The 12,720-nt window shown below is 66.2% G+C and carries 15 protein-coding genes, 6 tRNA genes and 1 pseudogene; 11 read left to right on the forward strand and 11 right to left on the reverse strand.

All coding sequences use genetic code 11. From position 1 onward, the window contains the following. Window positions 1-117: 117 nt before the first annotated feature. The 7 genes from ABD255_RS02930 to ABD255_RS02960 form a co-directional block, all read right to left on the reverse strand. Window positions 118-1,311 carry an RtcB family protein gene (locus ABD255_RS02930; protein ID WP_425554365.1) on the reverse strand — a complete coding sequence of 398 codons (1,194 nt, stop codon included), beginning with the start codon at window positions 1,309-1,311 and terminating at the stop codon, window positions 118-120. Between the two features lie 23 nt (window positions 1,312-1,334). Further along, window positions 1,335-1,427: transfer RNA gene (locus ABD255_RS02935), tRNA-Ser, on the reverse strand. Window positions 1,428-1,640: 213 nt separating this feature from the next. Next, window positions 1,641-2,087 (reverse strand): HNH endonuclease, encoded by a 447-nt coding sequence (locus ABD255_RS02940; protein ID WP_344209412.1) that lies wholly within the window; start codon window positions 2,085-2,087, stop codon window positions 1,641-1,643. Window positions 2,088-2,147: 60 nt separating this feature from the next. Next, window positions 2,148-2,221: transfer RNA gene (locus ABD255_RS02945), tRNA-Leu, on the reverse strand. A gap of 163 nt (window positions 2,222-2,384) precedes the next feature. Beyond that, window positions 2,385-2,461 (reverse strand) — tRNA-His (locus ABD255_RS02950). A 2-nt stretch (window positions 2,462-2,463) separates the two neighbouring features. Then, window positions 2,464-2,537: transfer RNA gene (locus ABD255_RS02955), tRNA-Arg, on the reverse strand. Window positions 2,538-2,691: 154 nt separating this feature from the next. Continuing rightward, a tRNA-Pro gene (locus ABD255_RS02960) sits at window positions 2,692-2,764 on the reverse strand. A gap of 560 nt (window positions 2,765-3,324) precedes the next feature. Between ABD255_RS02960 and ABD255_RS43610 the strand changes: the two are divergent. From ABD255_RS43610 to ABD255_RS02985, 4 genes and pseudogenes are all read left to right on the forward strand, one after another. Next, window positions 3,325-3,891, forward strand: a pseudogene (locus ABD255_RS43610) (SDR family oxidoreductase); the annotation flags it as partial. A 387-nt stretch (window positions 3,892-4,278) separates the two neighbouring features. Further along, window positions 4,279-4,354, forward strand: a tRNA-Thr gene (locus tag ABD255_RS02975). 459 nt (window positions 4,355-4,813) lie between these two features. Further along, window positions 4,814-5,218 carry a hypothetical protein gene (locus tag ABD255_RS02980; protein WP_344209417.1) on the forward strand — a complete coding sequence of 135 codons (405 nt, stop codon included), beginning with the start codon at window positions 4,814-4,816 and terminating at the stop codon, window positions 5,216-5,218. Between the two features lie 627 nt (window positions 5,219-5,845). After that, window positions 5,846-6,184, forward strand: coding sequence for a hypothetical protein (locus ABD255_RS02985; protein ID WP_344209419.1), 339 nt, complete (start codon window positions 5,846-5,848; stop codon window positions 6,182-6,184). Between the two features lie 183 nt (window positions 6,185-6,367). On the opposite strand, the gene ABD255_RS02990 is transcribed toward ABD255_RS02985, so the two are convergent. The 3 genes from ABD255_RS02990 to ABD255_RS03000 form a co-directional block, all read right to left on the reverse strand. Next, entirely contained in the window at window positions 6,368-6,856 is a 489-nt protein-coding gene (locus ABD255_RS02990) for a hypothetical protein (RefSeq protein ID WP_344209421.1), read from the reverse strand. Next, window positions 6,856-7,005: a hypothetical protein gene (locus tag ABD255_RS02995; RefSeq protein WP_344209423.1), complete on the reverse strand. Its 150-nt coding sequence runs from the start codon at window positions 7,003-7,005 to the stop codon at window positions 6,856-6,858. The genes ABD255_RS02990 and ABD255_RS02995 overlap by 1 nt, the downstream gene beginning before the upstream one ends. Before the next feature lie 345 nt (window positions 7,006-7,350). Then, on the reverse strand, window positions 7,351-7,698 hold the full coding sequence (locus ABD255_RS03000; RefSeq protein ID WP_344209425.1) for a nuclear transport factor 2 family protein: 348 nt from the start codon (window positions 7,696-7,698) through the stop codon (window positions 7,351-7,353). A 210-nt stretch (window positions 7,699-7,908) separates the two neighbouring features. Between ABD255_RS03000 and ABD255_RS03005 the strand changes: the two genes are divergently transcribed. The 7 genes from ABD255_RS03005 to ABD255_RS03035 all read left to right on the forward strand — a co-directional run bounded on the left by ABD255_RS03005 (window position 7,909) and on the right by ABD255_RS03035 (window position 12,290). Then, entirely contained in the window at window positions 7,909-8,292 is a 384-nt protein-coding gene (locus ABD255_RS03005) for a lipase family protein (protein WP_344209427.1), read from the forward strand. 217 nt (window positions 8,293-8,509) lie between these two features. Beyond that, window positions 8,510-8,677 carry a helix-turn-helix domain-containing protein gene (locus ABD255_RS03010; RefSeq protein ID WP_344209429.1) on the forward strand — a complete coding sequence of 56 codons (168 nt, stop codon included), beginning with the start codon at window positions 8,510-8,512 and terminating at the stop codon, window positions 8,675-8,677. A 184-nt stretch (window positions 8,678-8,861) separates the two neighbouring features. Then, on the forward strand, window positions 8,862-9,812 hold the full coding sequence (locus ABD255_RS03015) for an alpha/beta hydrolase (RefSeq protein ID WP_344209431.1): 951 nt from the start codon (window positions 8,862-8,864) through the stop codon (window positions 9,810-9,812). A 66-nt stretch (window positions 9,813-9,878) separates the two neighbouring features. Continuing rightward, window positions 9,879-10,112 carry a hypothetical protein gene (locus tag ABD255_RS03020; protein ID WP_344209433.1) on the forward strand — a complete coding sequence of 78 codons (234 nt, stop codon included), beginning with the start codon at window positions 9,879-9,881 and terminating at the stop codon, window positions 10,110-10,112. A gap of 381 nt (window positions 10,113-10,493) precedes the next feature. Further along, on the forward strand, window positions 10,494-11,294 hold the full coding sequence (locus ABD255_RS03025; protein ID WP_344209435.1) for a hypothetical protein: 801 nt from the start codon (window positions 10,494-10,496) through the stop codon (window positions 11,292-11,294). Window positions 11,295-11,502: 208 nt separating this feature from the next. Next, a complete protein-coding gene (locus tag ABD255_RS03030; RefSeq protein ID WP_344209437.1) occupies window positions 11,503-12,066 on the forward strand; it encodes a dihydrofolate reductase family protein in 564 nt (187 codons plus the stop codon). An 86-nt stretch (window positions 12,067-12,152) separates the two neighbouring features. Further along, a complete protein-coding gene (locus ABD255_RS03035) occupies window positions 12,153-12,290 on the forward strand; it encodes a hypothetical protein (RefSeq protein WP_344209439.1) in 138 nt (45 codons plus the stop codon). 51 nt (window positions 12,291-12,341) lie between these two features. Here the strand turns inward: ABD255_RS03035 and ABD255_RS03040 are convergent, their stop codons facing one another. Beyond that, on the reverse strand, window positions 12,342-12,701 hold the full coding sequence (locus ABD255_RS03040) for a YciI family protein (protein WP_344209441.1): 360 nt from the start codon (window positions 12,699-12,701) through the stop codon (window positions 12,342-12,344). Window positions 12,702-12,720: the final 19 nt, after the last annotated feature.

A 12,720-nucleotide genomic window follows, 5' to 3' on the forward strand; every position in this document is an offset into this window, starting at 1 on the left:
CCGCCTACCGATCGAGGCTGTGGACAACCCAGGCCCAGCCAGCCTCTCGCTTGTACGCTTAGTGATGAAGGAAGATGCGCGGGACGGCCGGCAACGCCAACCGCCCCGCGGACCGCATCAACCCTTGACGCAGATGACCTGCTTGAGATGGGCGACTACCTCGACCAGGTCGGACTGGGCGGCGATGACCGACTCGATGTCCTTGTACGCCGCCGGTAGTTCGTCCAGCACCCCGGCGTCCTTGCGGGACTCGACCCCGGCGGTCTGGGCGATCAGGTCGTCGACCGTGTACCGGCGCTTCGCCTCGTTGCGGCTCATCCGTCGGCCTGCCCCGTGCGAGGCCGAGTAGAACGACTGCTCCGAGCCGAGCCCGCGGACGACGTACGAGCCGGTTCCCATCGAGCCCGGGATCAGCCCCAGGTCACCGAGACCCGCCCGGATCGCGCCCTTGCGGGTGACGAGCAGGTCGAGGTCGTCGATCGTCTCCTCCGCCACGTAGTTGTGGTGGCACGAGATCGGCTTCTCGAAGGTGATCTCCTGGGCGAAGGACTCCCGCACCGCCTGCATCACCAGGGCGAGCATCACCGCGCGGTTCCGCGAGGCGTACTCCTGCGCCCAGGTGAGGTCGCGCCGGTACGCGTCCATCTCCGGAGTACCGGTCAGGAACACCGCCAGGTCGCGGTCCGGCAGGTCGGCGTTGTGCGGCAGCGCCTTGGCGATCCGCATGTGCCGCTCGGCCAGTTCCTTGCCGATGTTGCGCGAACCCGAGTGCAGCATCAGCCAGACCCGGTCCTCGTCGTCGAGGCAGACCTCGATGAAGTGGTTGCCGCCACCCAGCGAACCCATCTGCTGATGAGCCTTCTTCTCCCGGTCCTGCACCCCGTCGTGCAGGCTCGAGAACGACCCCCAGAACCGATCCCACCCGCGGTCCAGCCCGAGCTTCCGCACGCTCACCGGGTACTCGTGCGCCCGGAAACCAACCGGTACCGCGGCCTCGATGCGCGACCGGATCCCCGCCAGGTCGTCCGGCAGATCCGCCGCCGTCAGCGAGGTGAGCACGCCCTCCATGCCACACCCGATGTCGACGCCGACCGCCGCCGGCGACACGGCCTGGTACATCGCGATCACCGACCCCACCGTCGCACCCTTGCCCAGGTGCACGTCCGGCATCACCCGTACGCCGTGCACCCACGGCAGCGCCGCGATGTTCCGCAACTGCTGCAGCGCCTGCGCCCCCACCTCGTGCTCCTGAGCCCACATCAGAGTGGAGCTCTTGGCCCCACTCAGCGGGACCGGGTACTGAACGTTCATCTCCCCACTCCTTTGTCTGGTTGCGGCAGAGCAGGGTCTTGAACCCTGACGCCCCGTTGAGGGACAGACCGTTTTCGAGACGGCTGCCGATAGGCCGAAACTCGGCTTACTCTGCCTGGCTTACGTGGAGATCCCGGGTGTCGAACCCGGTGAGGCGACCTTGCAAAGGTCGCCCGCGTGCCGACGCGATCCCCTCGGGCTGCGCACGGGAGTACGCAGTACGGGCTGCCAGGGCAGGGCTCGAACCTGCGGGACCTCGGGTCAGAACCGAGGGTGGGACGCCGACGCCCACCTGGCACCGCTCTGACGCGACACCGGTAGGCGGCGCGTCAGAGTGCTAGCTCCGCACGGGTGGGGACCCACGGCTGCCACAACAGCGGCATACCGGCTTCCTCGGGCGTGCGGCAGCCCTTCTTCTCGTTGCAGGACGCGTGTGCGGCGACAGCGTTCAGCCATTCGCCGCGGCCACCGCGGGACCGTGGTACGACGTGGTCCATCGTGGTGGCGCCGGTCTGGCCGCAGTACGCGCAGCGGAACCTGTCCCGCTTGAGCACGCCGGCCCGGGTGTACTGGAGCCGGCCCGAGGCATACCGCCACTTGGTCACGACGTACCGGACCAGGCGCAGTACACGGGGGAGGGGGAACGGGCCGAAGCTGGCGCCGTCGTGCGCCTCCTCGACGACCGCAACCTCCCGGACGAGCATCCGGATGGCGTGCTGGATCGACACCACGTGGAGCTGCTCATATGAGGCGTTGAGCACTATGACACCGCTCATGCTTGGTTCCTCCTCTCCTCCAGTGTGCCCGACGGATAGTTGCCGGGTCAGCTCTCTCGGTGCGGCTCTAGGGACTCGAACCCTGAACCTTCTGGTCCTAAGCCAGACGCCTCTTCCAATTGGGCCAGAGCCGCTTGATCTCGTACTGCGTACGCCGGGGTGCGGGTAGTACGCAGTGCCCGGGGTGCGGGTAATGCGCAGTACCGGGGTGGTAGGTGTGTGCGCCGGGTCCGGGTAGTACGCAGTACGGGGGTGTGTGCACCGGCTGCGGTATTACGCAGTACCGGCTGGTGGTGCTGGGGTGTCCGGCGGGGCTCGAACCCGCTTTCTCCGGGGCCACATCCCGGCGCATCGCCCTCTTCTGCTTCGGACACAGCACGCCCGGCAGGACTCGAACCTGCAACCTCCTGCTTCGTAGGCAGGTGCTCTCTCCAGTTGAGCCACGGGCGTTCACCGGCCCTGCGCCGGATGGACTGCGGATTTCCGGCGCAGGGCGCGTGCGTGGCCGGCAGCGGCAGGACGCAGACCCTCGCCTGGTTGCCGCGGTGCCGACCTGGTTTTGGCGCCCGCTCGGCCGGTAGCTGAGCATGCTGCGGGCGCCCGGTCGAGCTGGGGAGACTCGAACTCCCGTTCCCCTCATCCCAAATGAGGTGGCCTGGCCGCTGGCCTACAGCTCGCGCTCCCCGGCGCTCTGTGACGAGCGCCGGGGTATTGCAATGGCATATCCAGTTGTCAATTGATCGAATCGCTACTCGTGAATAGCGATAAAGCATCGGTGGAAGGAGTTGAACCCTCGCAACACGGGTTTGGAATCCGGTTCGCTTTCCGAAGCTCACCGACATGGGAACAAAAAGAAAGAGCCGCCAAGGCCGGGGGTCCCGGCTCAGGCGGCTCCTGATGATCTGCTGGAGATCACTCAGGTGGACCGCCCTGACTCGGGCCTCGGCTCGCGTCGAGTCGCTGGGTGTAGGCGTATTCGTGGACGGATCGCAGACACGCCGACATGGCGACGCGCTCGATGCGCCACGCCCTCGTCAGGTTCTGCTTCCCGAACACGATGATCTCCTTGGTCTGTTGTGCTTGCGGGGATAAGTTTCACCCGTAGCCGTTGCTCACGTCAATGCATTTGTCGGAGTTGTTATTCCCGGTGTCTTTCTTTCCGGCCGGACCGGCGTTTCGACGCGATCGGCGGCGCGCTGGTTCCCGGACTGTCGGTGCGGTCTGTTGTGATGGATGGATGACTGTTCTGGTTCTCGGTTCCACCGGCTCGACCGGCCGCCGCGTCACCCGTCAGCTCAGGGAACGCGGCGTCCCCACCCGAGCCGCCTCGCGCCACGGTGAGGTCCCCTTCGACTGGTCCCGCCCCGACACGTGGGGTCCCGCCCTGACCGATGTCTCGGCGATCTACGTGATGGCGCCGGACGGCGTACCGGTGGAGGAGGCCTTCGTCCAGCAAGCTGTCTCGGCCGGCGTCGAGCGGCTGGTCCTGCTGTCCACGATGAACGGCGAGGAGATCGGCGACGACCGCCTGCTCGCCGCCGAACAACTCGTCCGCGACTCCGGTACTGCGTGGAGCATCGTCCGCGCGCACTGGTTCAACCAGAACTTCGACGAGGGCTTCTTCCTCCCAGCCGTCCTGGCCGGCGAACTCGTCATCCCGCTAGCGGACCAACGCCAGGCCTTCGTCGACGCCGAGGACATCGCCGCGGTGGCGGTCGAGGCCCTCGTAGGCGACAACCACGCCGGCCAGACGTACGAAGTCACCGGCCCCGAAGCCCTCACCTTCGGAGACGCCGCCACCATCATCTCGGTGGCTACCGGCCGCCCCATCCACTACAAAGGGTCCCCCGACGACTACAGAACGGCCAACCCCGACGCCCCCGAAGAGGCCGTCACGGCCTTCACCCGCCAGTTGGTCCTAGGCGACGCCACCCCCACCAACACCGTCGACCGCCTAACCGGCCGCCCACCAGTCGACTTCCGCACCTACGCCGCCGCAGCCGCCGCCGGCGGCGGCGTCGCTAACCCCGCCCACCTGACCCCCTCATCCCCGGCCCTCCCCGACGCCGAAGGCGAGCCCGCCGATGCCGCAGGCGCCAATCACCCGATGCCGAAGGCGAGCCCCCTCACCTATCCGATTCGGAATCAGCCCGCCCTCCCGCTACACTCTTGCATCGGCCCTAGGGCCACCGCCGCCTTAGCTCAGTCGGCAGAGCGTCTCACTCGTAATGAGAAGGTCGTCGGTTCGATTCCGACAGGCGGCTCCACAAGAACCCCCAGGTCAGAGGCCAGTTTCCTCGCCCGGGGGTTTCGTCGTTTCCGGCCGCCAGTTCCCTCCGTGCCCCCTGGTGCCCCCGATCTTCCGGGCGGCATCCCAGAGGTTCTGGTCGATCAGGTGGCCGTAGAGGTCCATCGTCATGGCCGCCGAGGCGTGCCCCAGGATCCGCTGAACGACCTTGGGGTCAGCTCCCAATCCGAGCCAGACCGAGGCGGCCGTGTCTTCACGAGAGCCCAAGGTATTGCCTCCGGCGGGGGCCTCCCGACTCCGGGATGACGAGGCCAAATCGGTCGGCCTACTCGCTGGTGGGTCGGGGTGCGTCTTCCCGCCTGCCGCTCAGCCCAGTCCTGATCGCGCTACGCGTGGGCTGAACGGCAGACGGGAAGACGCCAAGGTCCAGCTATGTGCGGGCGAGACCACTGCGTCCGGTTGGGGTGATGATGGGGAGATGGGACGCGAACGGAATCCTGACCCCCACCAGACCTTTGCTGGCATGGTGGACGAGGTAGTCACCGCGATCCCGGCGCCAGCAGGGCAGGCGATCGAGTGGTGCCAACCGATCGGGTCCGGCAAGTACACGGATGAGTTTGGCGTTCGTTGGCATATTCGAGGTGGAGAACTGCCCTGGAAACGCATCGAACGCCTGATTCACGACCCGCAGGTTCGGGTCCTGCGCGCCTACCAGGACGAGATCCGCGATGTACTCCCGGACCACAGGGAGGGATTCATAGCGATGATCCGTCCCTACCTGGATGACAAAAGCGTCCCTGCTGATGGCTACACCGATTTTCGCGCGGGTGAGTTCAAAGACGACCAGCGTAGGTCTCTGCTCGTGGTGGAGGAGACCTGCTAGGAGGTCGTGCCCCCGAGGTGCCCCCGAAAGGCCCTCAACAGCCGTCAACGACCCCCGGCCACTGAGCACGATCACTGCTCAGGGTCGGGGGTCGTGGCGTAGTTGGGGCTCAGGGCAACGGACTCGTAATGAGAAGGTCGTCGGTTCGATTCCGACAGGCGGCTCAACACGAAACCCCAGGTCAGCGCACAGATGACCTGGGGTTTCGTCTTGCTCGGCACGCTCACGGGACCGGATTTGCTAACGCTCTTGCTAGCGGGGCACCAGCGCGGAGGCCTCCGGGCCGTCATCCTCGTCGTCCTCGTCCACCGGGGGCGAGTTGATCCGCAGCCGTTGCGAAGATGTCGGCTATACCTGCCGCGTGTCGGCGGATTACATGCGTGTAGATCCGGAGGGTGATCGTAGGGTCTGCGTGCCCCAGTTGTTCGGCGACGACGTGTACCGGCACGCCGGCGACCAGGCGCATCGTCGTCAGCGCCGGGTAAGGCGGGCTGTGCTCCGACAACAGATCCGCGACACATCTCCCGTCAGCTGATCTGCGACAGGCTAGATGTCTGGCGACCCACTTGAAAGCGCCAGCCAACGCACGGATCTGCTGATGAGCGGATGCGTGTGCAAACATGCGGTATGAACGATGCGCCGGTCATCCGAGCGACGGCAGAGTCGGGCGACGTGATCGACGATCCGTCCGAGGATGCCCTCTTCATGATGGTGGAAGACATCGAGGCAGGCGAGGGTACGTATCTCATCGTTGCCTCCCTGCGCGACGATTCGGGGCAGACGTACGTGCAGACCTCGCGCAACGAAGATGGCTCGTACGTAGTCGAATACCGCGACGGCAGACCCGAGGAGCACTACGGGACAGTCGTGCGCGACATGCGTGCAGCTCACGCTCTGCTGACCGGCTGGGCATTCGACTTACCCGAATGGCGCAACTCGGCCGCTTGGGAACCCCTCAAGTTCTGATTCCCTCGCAGGCAACGGTCGACAGCGAACGCTCGGATTTGGCGCAACACGTTTCCGTCTGTCGCACGTCACCTGGCGGACGATCGTCGCGCCTCACCCCGACGGAGGACACCGGGTGAGGCGGGCCCTCTAACGTTGGCTGCGGAGGCCTTGGGGAATGAGCCATCGGCCGACCGGCTGACGTCAGGTGCGGTACAGGCCGTCGTCACTGATCGTCTGGCGGCCCGGATCCGAGCGAACAGGCGCGATCGTGACCTCGTAGTCTTCGCTGGGTTCCCACACGACTACATCGTGATGAGTGGTGCGTCCGCGTGAGAGGACGCGAATCAGGTGCAGACCCGGACTGCGTGGCGTGTAGACCGGGTACGCCGGGTTCTCCCCCATGAGTGGGGCGAGATAGAGCTCGTCCTCAACAGGGATAGCGAGCTGCTCGCCGACCTCCCACCCAGTGCTGGCGGCTGCCAGATCTTGTAGCGGTTCCTCCGCGACCCGAACGGTCACGTTGACCGGTCCGTCAGCACAGCCGGTGCGGACGATCACCGCGCCCCGCACCTGTGGATCGAGCGCCAGCACCGGGCCGACGGTGGCGGGATCGAGAATAGGGCTGGCGTCTCCTACCACCAGAAGAAACTGGTGGTAGGAGACCTCGATCTGGTAGGCCGAATCGGTCACTACACGAACTTTATCTGGAATGGGTCGTTGGCCAGCATGCGCTGGCCCCGGTAGCAGTTACCCAGGTACGCGCCTGCTGACTGGTTTTGTGTCGCGTTGATGAAGCAGCGGCTGAAGCCGCTCGGGCCGGTGCGCTCCGGGTCGGGCACCTGGCATCCTGGGAAGCTGCGCGGGGTCGGGTCGCCGCCGGTGTAGGCACCCTCATACGTGCTGCGGAACGGATACTCGACACACTCAAGGTGGACCGACGCACAAACCTGATCCCACCGCTCGGGGACCGCGACCGGTGGTGCTAGCAAGGTCCGCACTTCTCCAACGAGTTCAGTCAACGAGCCAGGTCGCGATCGCTCGGGGATTTGTGCGACGGCCGTGGTGACGATGTCGGGGAAGCGGTCGCAGCGAGGACAGCTCGCCGAGTTGCGCCCGGCGCCGGCCATGAACGATCTCGTAGTGGCGGCCCACGTGGTTCGGCGTTCGGTCTTCTGGGCTGGAGGCTAAAGCCAGATGTACTCCTCGGCGATTGCGCCGTCGCGCCATTTCGCGATGGTCACCATCCGGCCGCCGCCTTCGAACTCGCCGACCACGCAGGTCCACTCTCCGGAGCCGAACCTGATCGGGTGGGACGCGACCTGGATCGGCGTGCCACCAGTGGATTCGACCAGTGCCTCCATAGCCTCGATGTGCTCCTGGATACCCCGTGTGGTCGGTTGCCCTTTGACTTCCACCACTACGTCGTCGGTGTGCTGGTCGGCGAACACGCCATGCCAGTCGGCGTGGTTCCATCCTTTGAAGTCGAGCTCATCCATTCCCTGGAGATTGCGGACTACCTCGTTGTCCGTCATGCCCGAGGCCTCCTTCCGGGAACGAGTCCCGATCAATTGCATTTCACCGTTGGCGGATGTACGCCGGTCCGGCCGAGTCACCCACTAGGACCGGGCAGGGCGATGCGGTGTGACATCCGGGGCGTGCTGTCACATCGCGAGGCGGTGCTCGGACGTACTTGATGAGCCGACCGGTACGCGGTCGGCCGTCCATCGCACGGAACAAGATCCATGACGATTCCCCTGACCACCCCTGGCTCGTTGCCCCAACGACTCGGGCGCACCGTGGCGTTCCTGCTCACCGCCGCTGCGCTCGCCCTGGCGAGCTTCAACCCGGTGCAGAGCGCTGCCAGCGAACAGCGCGGTGCGAAGCCGGCCATCGTGCTGGTAAACGGATCATGGGCGGACGCCTCGAGCTGGAACGGCGTGACCGAGCGACTGCAGGACGGCGGGTACACGGTCCGCGCCATCCCCAACCCGCCGCGCTCGGTAGCGAGCCCGGACTGGTCCGCTGGCCGCCGTACGACGGCCAGCGCGTCGGCCAGGCGGACGTCGTATCCCTGCCGGCGCAACCGCCGGGCGGCCGCCACAGTGAGCCGCCGGAGTGGATCATGACCGCGCTGCCGGACGGTGGCCCAGCGCGAACGAGCCTCGAAAGCGCCTGCCAGGTTGGCCGCGCGCGTGACGCGGCGTCGGTACGCACCTTCCTGCAAACGTTGACGGGACCGGTCGTGCGGGCAGGCCACTCGTACGGCGGCTTCGTGATCACCAACGCTGCCACCGGGCTTCCGAACGTCAAGGCTCTCGTGTTCGTCAGCTCACCGCGCAGGAGTTGCATATCGCCCGGCTCGCCGCAGATGGAAGGACCAATGTCGAGATCGGAGCCGAGCTTTACCTCAGCCGCCACACGGTGGAGTGGCACCTGAGGAAAGTGTTCGCGAAACCGCACGTCACCAGCCGCCGCCGACTGCGAGCCGCCCTGGCGACACCCGTCGCCTGAACCGCACATGCCGGCGACTTCGCGTGCCGCGCTGGTCCCTCGAAGACGCGGCGAATTTCTCGTCTGCCGTCACACCGGGCCGGTCCGTCCGGACCTTGTCTGTACAGCAAACGCGGTCCCGCTGCAGGGCGGCCTTCACAACGTCGTGGCGTCGAGCGAGACCCCTGACGGAAGGAAATGAACAGTGACGAAGCACATCCTCGAGGCCGCGGCGCAGGAGATCGCCGATGCGACTTCAAAGCCCCCGTTCCTCTACCAGCTGGGGCCGGATGGCGCCCGGAAGGTATTGGACGACATCCAGGCGGCCCCGATCGACAAGCCTGCCGTCGACGAAAAGTGGATCACCGTGCCGGCCGAGGTCGGTGACGTCCGGGTCCGGATCGTCAAGCCGGTCGGTGCGGATGGTCCGCTGCCCGCCATCTTGTACGTACATGGCGGCGGCTGGGTCCTCGGCAACGCGGGAACTCACGACCGGCTGGTCCGCGAGCTGTCCGTCGGCGTCGGTGCCGCGGTCGTGTTCGTCGAGTACGACCGGTCGCCGGAGGCGCGGTACCCGGTCGCGATCGAGCAGGCGTACGCCACCGCGCGGTGGATCACCGGCCACGGTCGGGACGAAGGCCTCGACGCGAGCCGTCTCGCGGTCGCGGGCGACTCCGTTGGCGGCAACATGACCGCGGCGGTCGCAATCCTGGCCAAGCGCCGCGGCGACGTCAGCTTCGTACATCAGTCGCTGTACTACCCGGTGACGGATGCCGGCATGGACACCGACAGCTACCGCGAGTTCGCAGATGGGCCGTTCCTGACCGCTAAGGGGATGGCCTGGTTCTGGGACGCCTACCTGCCGGACCACGATCGGCGCGCCGAGGTAACCGCCTCACCGCTGAGGGCCGACCTGGAGGAGCTTGCCGGGCTGCCGGAGGCGTTTCTGATCGTCGACGAGAACGACGTACTGCGGGATGAGGGTGAGGCGTACGCCCGCAAGCTCACCGAAGCCGGGGTGCGGACCACGAGCGTCCGCTACAACGGCACCATCCACGACTTCATGATGCTCAACCCGTTGCGCGAGACCGCCGCTGTGACCGGTGCGGTGGAGCAGGCGATTCACGTTCTGCGCAAGGCGTTTGGCGCCAAGTAGCAGCGCGACGATGGGGTGGGCAGTTGGTGCCCACCCGATCGGACGACAGTCAGAGTGGGGACCACAGTGTTCAGACAAATCGAGCGTCGGGCGACCGCGGCGGAAGAAGTCCGCGGGGAGCTACGCCAGGTCCAGGGCCGGCCGGCGTTGACCAGGGAGGAAGAGAGTGCCCGAATGATGTGCCGGGCCCTCGACGGCAGTTGTGACAGCGCCCGAACCCTGGCGAGGTTCGTCGAAGGGATGTCGACGACCGAGGCGCAGGCGCTGCGGGTTGCGCTCCGGGAGCGGCTGGAGGGTTAGAACACCGAAGCCAAACGAAGGGGACCGGGCCGCACGCAGCCGGCCACGATCGTGATGCGTCATGAATGGGGTCGGCATCCTGTCTAGTTAGTTCGTGGCATTGTCGGACCGATGAGTACAAGCATTTGGATGCCTAGCCTGCATGCTTCGGGCCTGTGGGCAGAGTGCACGGACTAATCGGGTGATCGCCGCCGCCAGAGTCAATGAGTTGACGGCAGCGACCATTGGCGCCTCCGGAGCGTCGGCAAACTCTCCAGATAACGACAATCCGTCAACCCGCTACGTGTCGTGTAGCTGGGTCGAGGACGCCGTGAGTAGGGCGCCGGGTTCTGTTGGCCTAAAGGGCTCGCGGCGGTCCGCCGGACGGGTTACCGTCGCGTCATGCTCCCATCCTCGATCGATGAGCATCCGGTCCAGTACCTCGACCGCGTCGGCGAGATCTTCGCGACGTTCGACATCTCCACCCAGGATTCGGGCAACGTGTCGTACGGCGTGACCGTTGGCCGGCACACGTACTTCGTCAAGACAGCCGGCGACCCGGCTAACACCGAACCTGTCCTGGATTTCGAAGGCAGGGTCGCCCTCCTGCGCAACGCCGCGCGCCTCGCCGAGGACGTGCGACACGACCTGTTGCCGGCGTTCCACGGCATCACCGAGTCGCCGGTCGGCCCACTGCTCGTGTACGAGTGGCGGACCGGCGAGCACCTCGGTACGGACCGCACCGACCCGGCGAGCGCCCACCAGCGGTTCAAGCGGCTGGCCCCCGCCGAGATCACCGAGGCACTCGACCGGCTGTACGACCTGCACGCGCAATTGGACGCCATGGGCTGGGTCGAGGGCGACTTCTACGACGGCGCCCTGCTCTACGACTTCGCCGAACGCCGGCTGACCGTCGTCGACCTCGACAGCTACGAGCCGAGTCCGTACCGCAACACCATCGGCCGCATGTTCGGTGCCTCCCGGCTGATGGCACCTGAGCAGTTCTCCCTGGGGGCGCCCATCGACACCCGCAGTACCGCGTTCGTGATGGCTCGGACCGCGCTGACCTTCCTGTCGGACGGGACGCTCGAACGCGAGCCGTTCCGCGGTACCGACGCCCAGTACGCCGTCCTCCAGGAGGCGACCACGACTCGCTTCCCGGACTACCGGACCTTTCATGCCGCCTGGCTCGACGCCACCTAACAGGTTCGACGAGAGGCTTTCGCGGCCGGCTGCCCCTGCTCGAGTCCCGTACTAGAGGGCAACAGGAAGCGTGGTTCGTGCTCCAGCATCTCCGCCGAATTTTCTCGACAAGATGTGGCCGGGATGTCGAGACCGGCGTGGCGGCTCCGTCTCAGGGGTGGATGTGGCCGGCCTGGCCGCACCATCGCCACGTAGCGGAAGGACAGCCATGCGAAAACTCATAGTTCAGCAGTGGGTCACCGTCGACAACATCGCCGCGGAGGAGGACGCTGGCCTCAGCTTCGTGTCGGGGGAACCGTTCGACGACCAAATCACTGACGACCCCTTCAAGAACAGCCTGATGGGCTTCATCGACTCGGTCGACACGATGATTCTGGGCGCCAACACCTACAACCAGTCCAAGGACGCCTGGCCGTACGCCGACGAGCAGGGCGAGTACGGCAGGAAGCTCAACAATCTCGCCAAGTTCGTCGCCTCGTCGACGCTGCAGGACGCGCCGTGGGGTGACTTTCCGGCCGCGACCGTGACGCGCGACCCGGCCGCTACCGTCCGGGAGTTCAAGGAGCAGAGCGGCAAGGACATCTGGTTGTGGGGGAGCTTGACACTCATGCGCTCATTGCTGGACGCCGGCGTCGTCGACGAAGTCCGGATGCTGGTCTGCCCGTCGTCCCGCGGCAAGGGAACGCACCTGTTCGAAGATCGACGGAATCTGAAGCTGGTCGAGGCCACCTCATTCGACAATGGCGTGGTCCTTCTGCGCTACGAGGTCTGACGAGAAGCCGGTGTGCGGTCGTTCGCCGCAACGGGCCCTCCGCCTTTGATCGCGCGACGGAACCGATCTGTGCGACAAATTCCCCGATGTCCACAGGGCGCTCGACGCGAAGCTGGACCGCCGACTGCGTTCTCGACGGCGAGTTGGTCGTGTGGACCGGCGAACGGCTCGAGTTCGGTGCTCTCCAGCAGCGCATGGTCAACACCGCCGCCACCTACGCGTAAGAGAGCCGCGCCATGTTCCTCACCATTGGGGTGAGGAACATGGCGATGGAGTTACTCGGCCTGAGGCTGCGGCTTGAAGCGGCGAACCTCATGTGGCCAGCCGCATGCCTCCGCGATCTTGCCCGCCCACATCTTGGCGGCCTCGTCATCGGCCACGTCCACCAGAGCGAACCCGCCCAGAAACTCCTTGGTCTCGATGTATGGTCCGTCGGTGATCAACACGTCGCCACTGGTGGGGTCGGCGTTGTAGATCGGGCCGTCCTCCTCCTCCAGTCCCCCGGCAAAGACGTACGCGCCGGCCGCCTTCATCTCGTTCACGACCGCCATGGCGCGTGGCCCGCGCCCGCGGAACCACTCCTCGGAGTGGTCTCCCACCCACTGTTGGTTGAAGTAGATGAGGTACTCGGGCATGGCTGCTCCTTCTGCTCGA

It is taken from the genome of Kribbella sancticallisti (assembly GCF_039530625.1).
Taxonomy (GTDB): Bacteria; Actinomycetota; Actinomycetes; order Propionibacteriales; family Kribbellaceae; genus Kribbella; species Kribbella sancticallisti.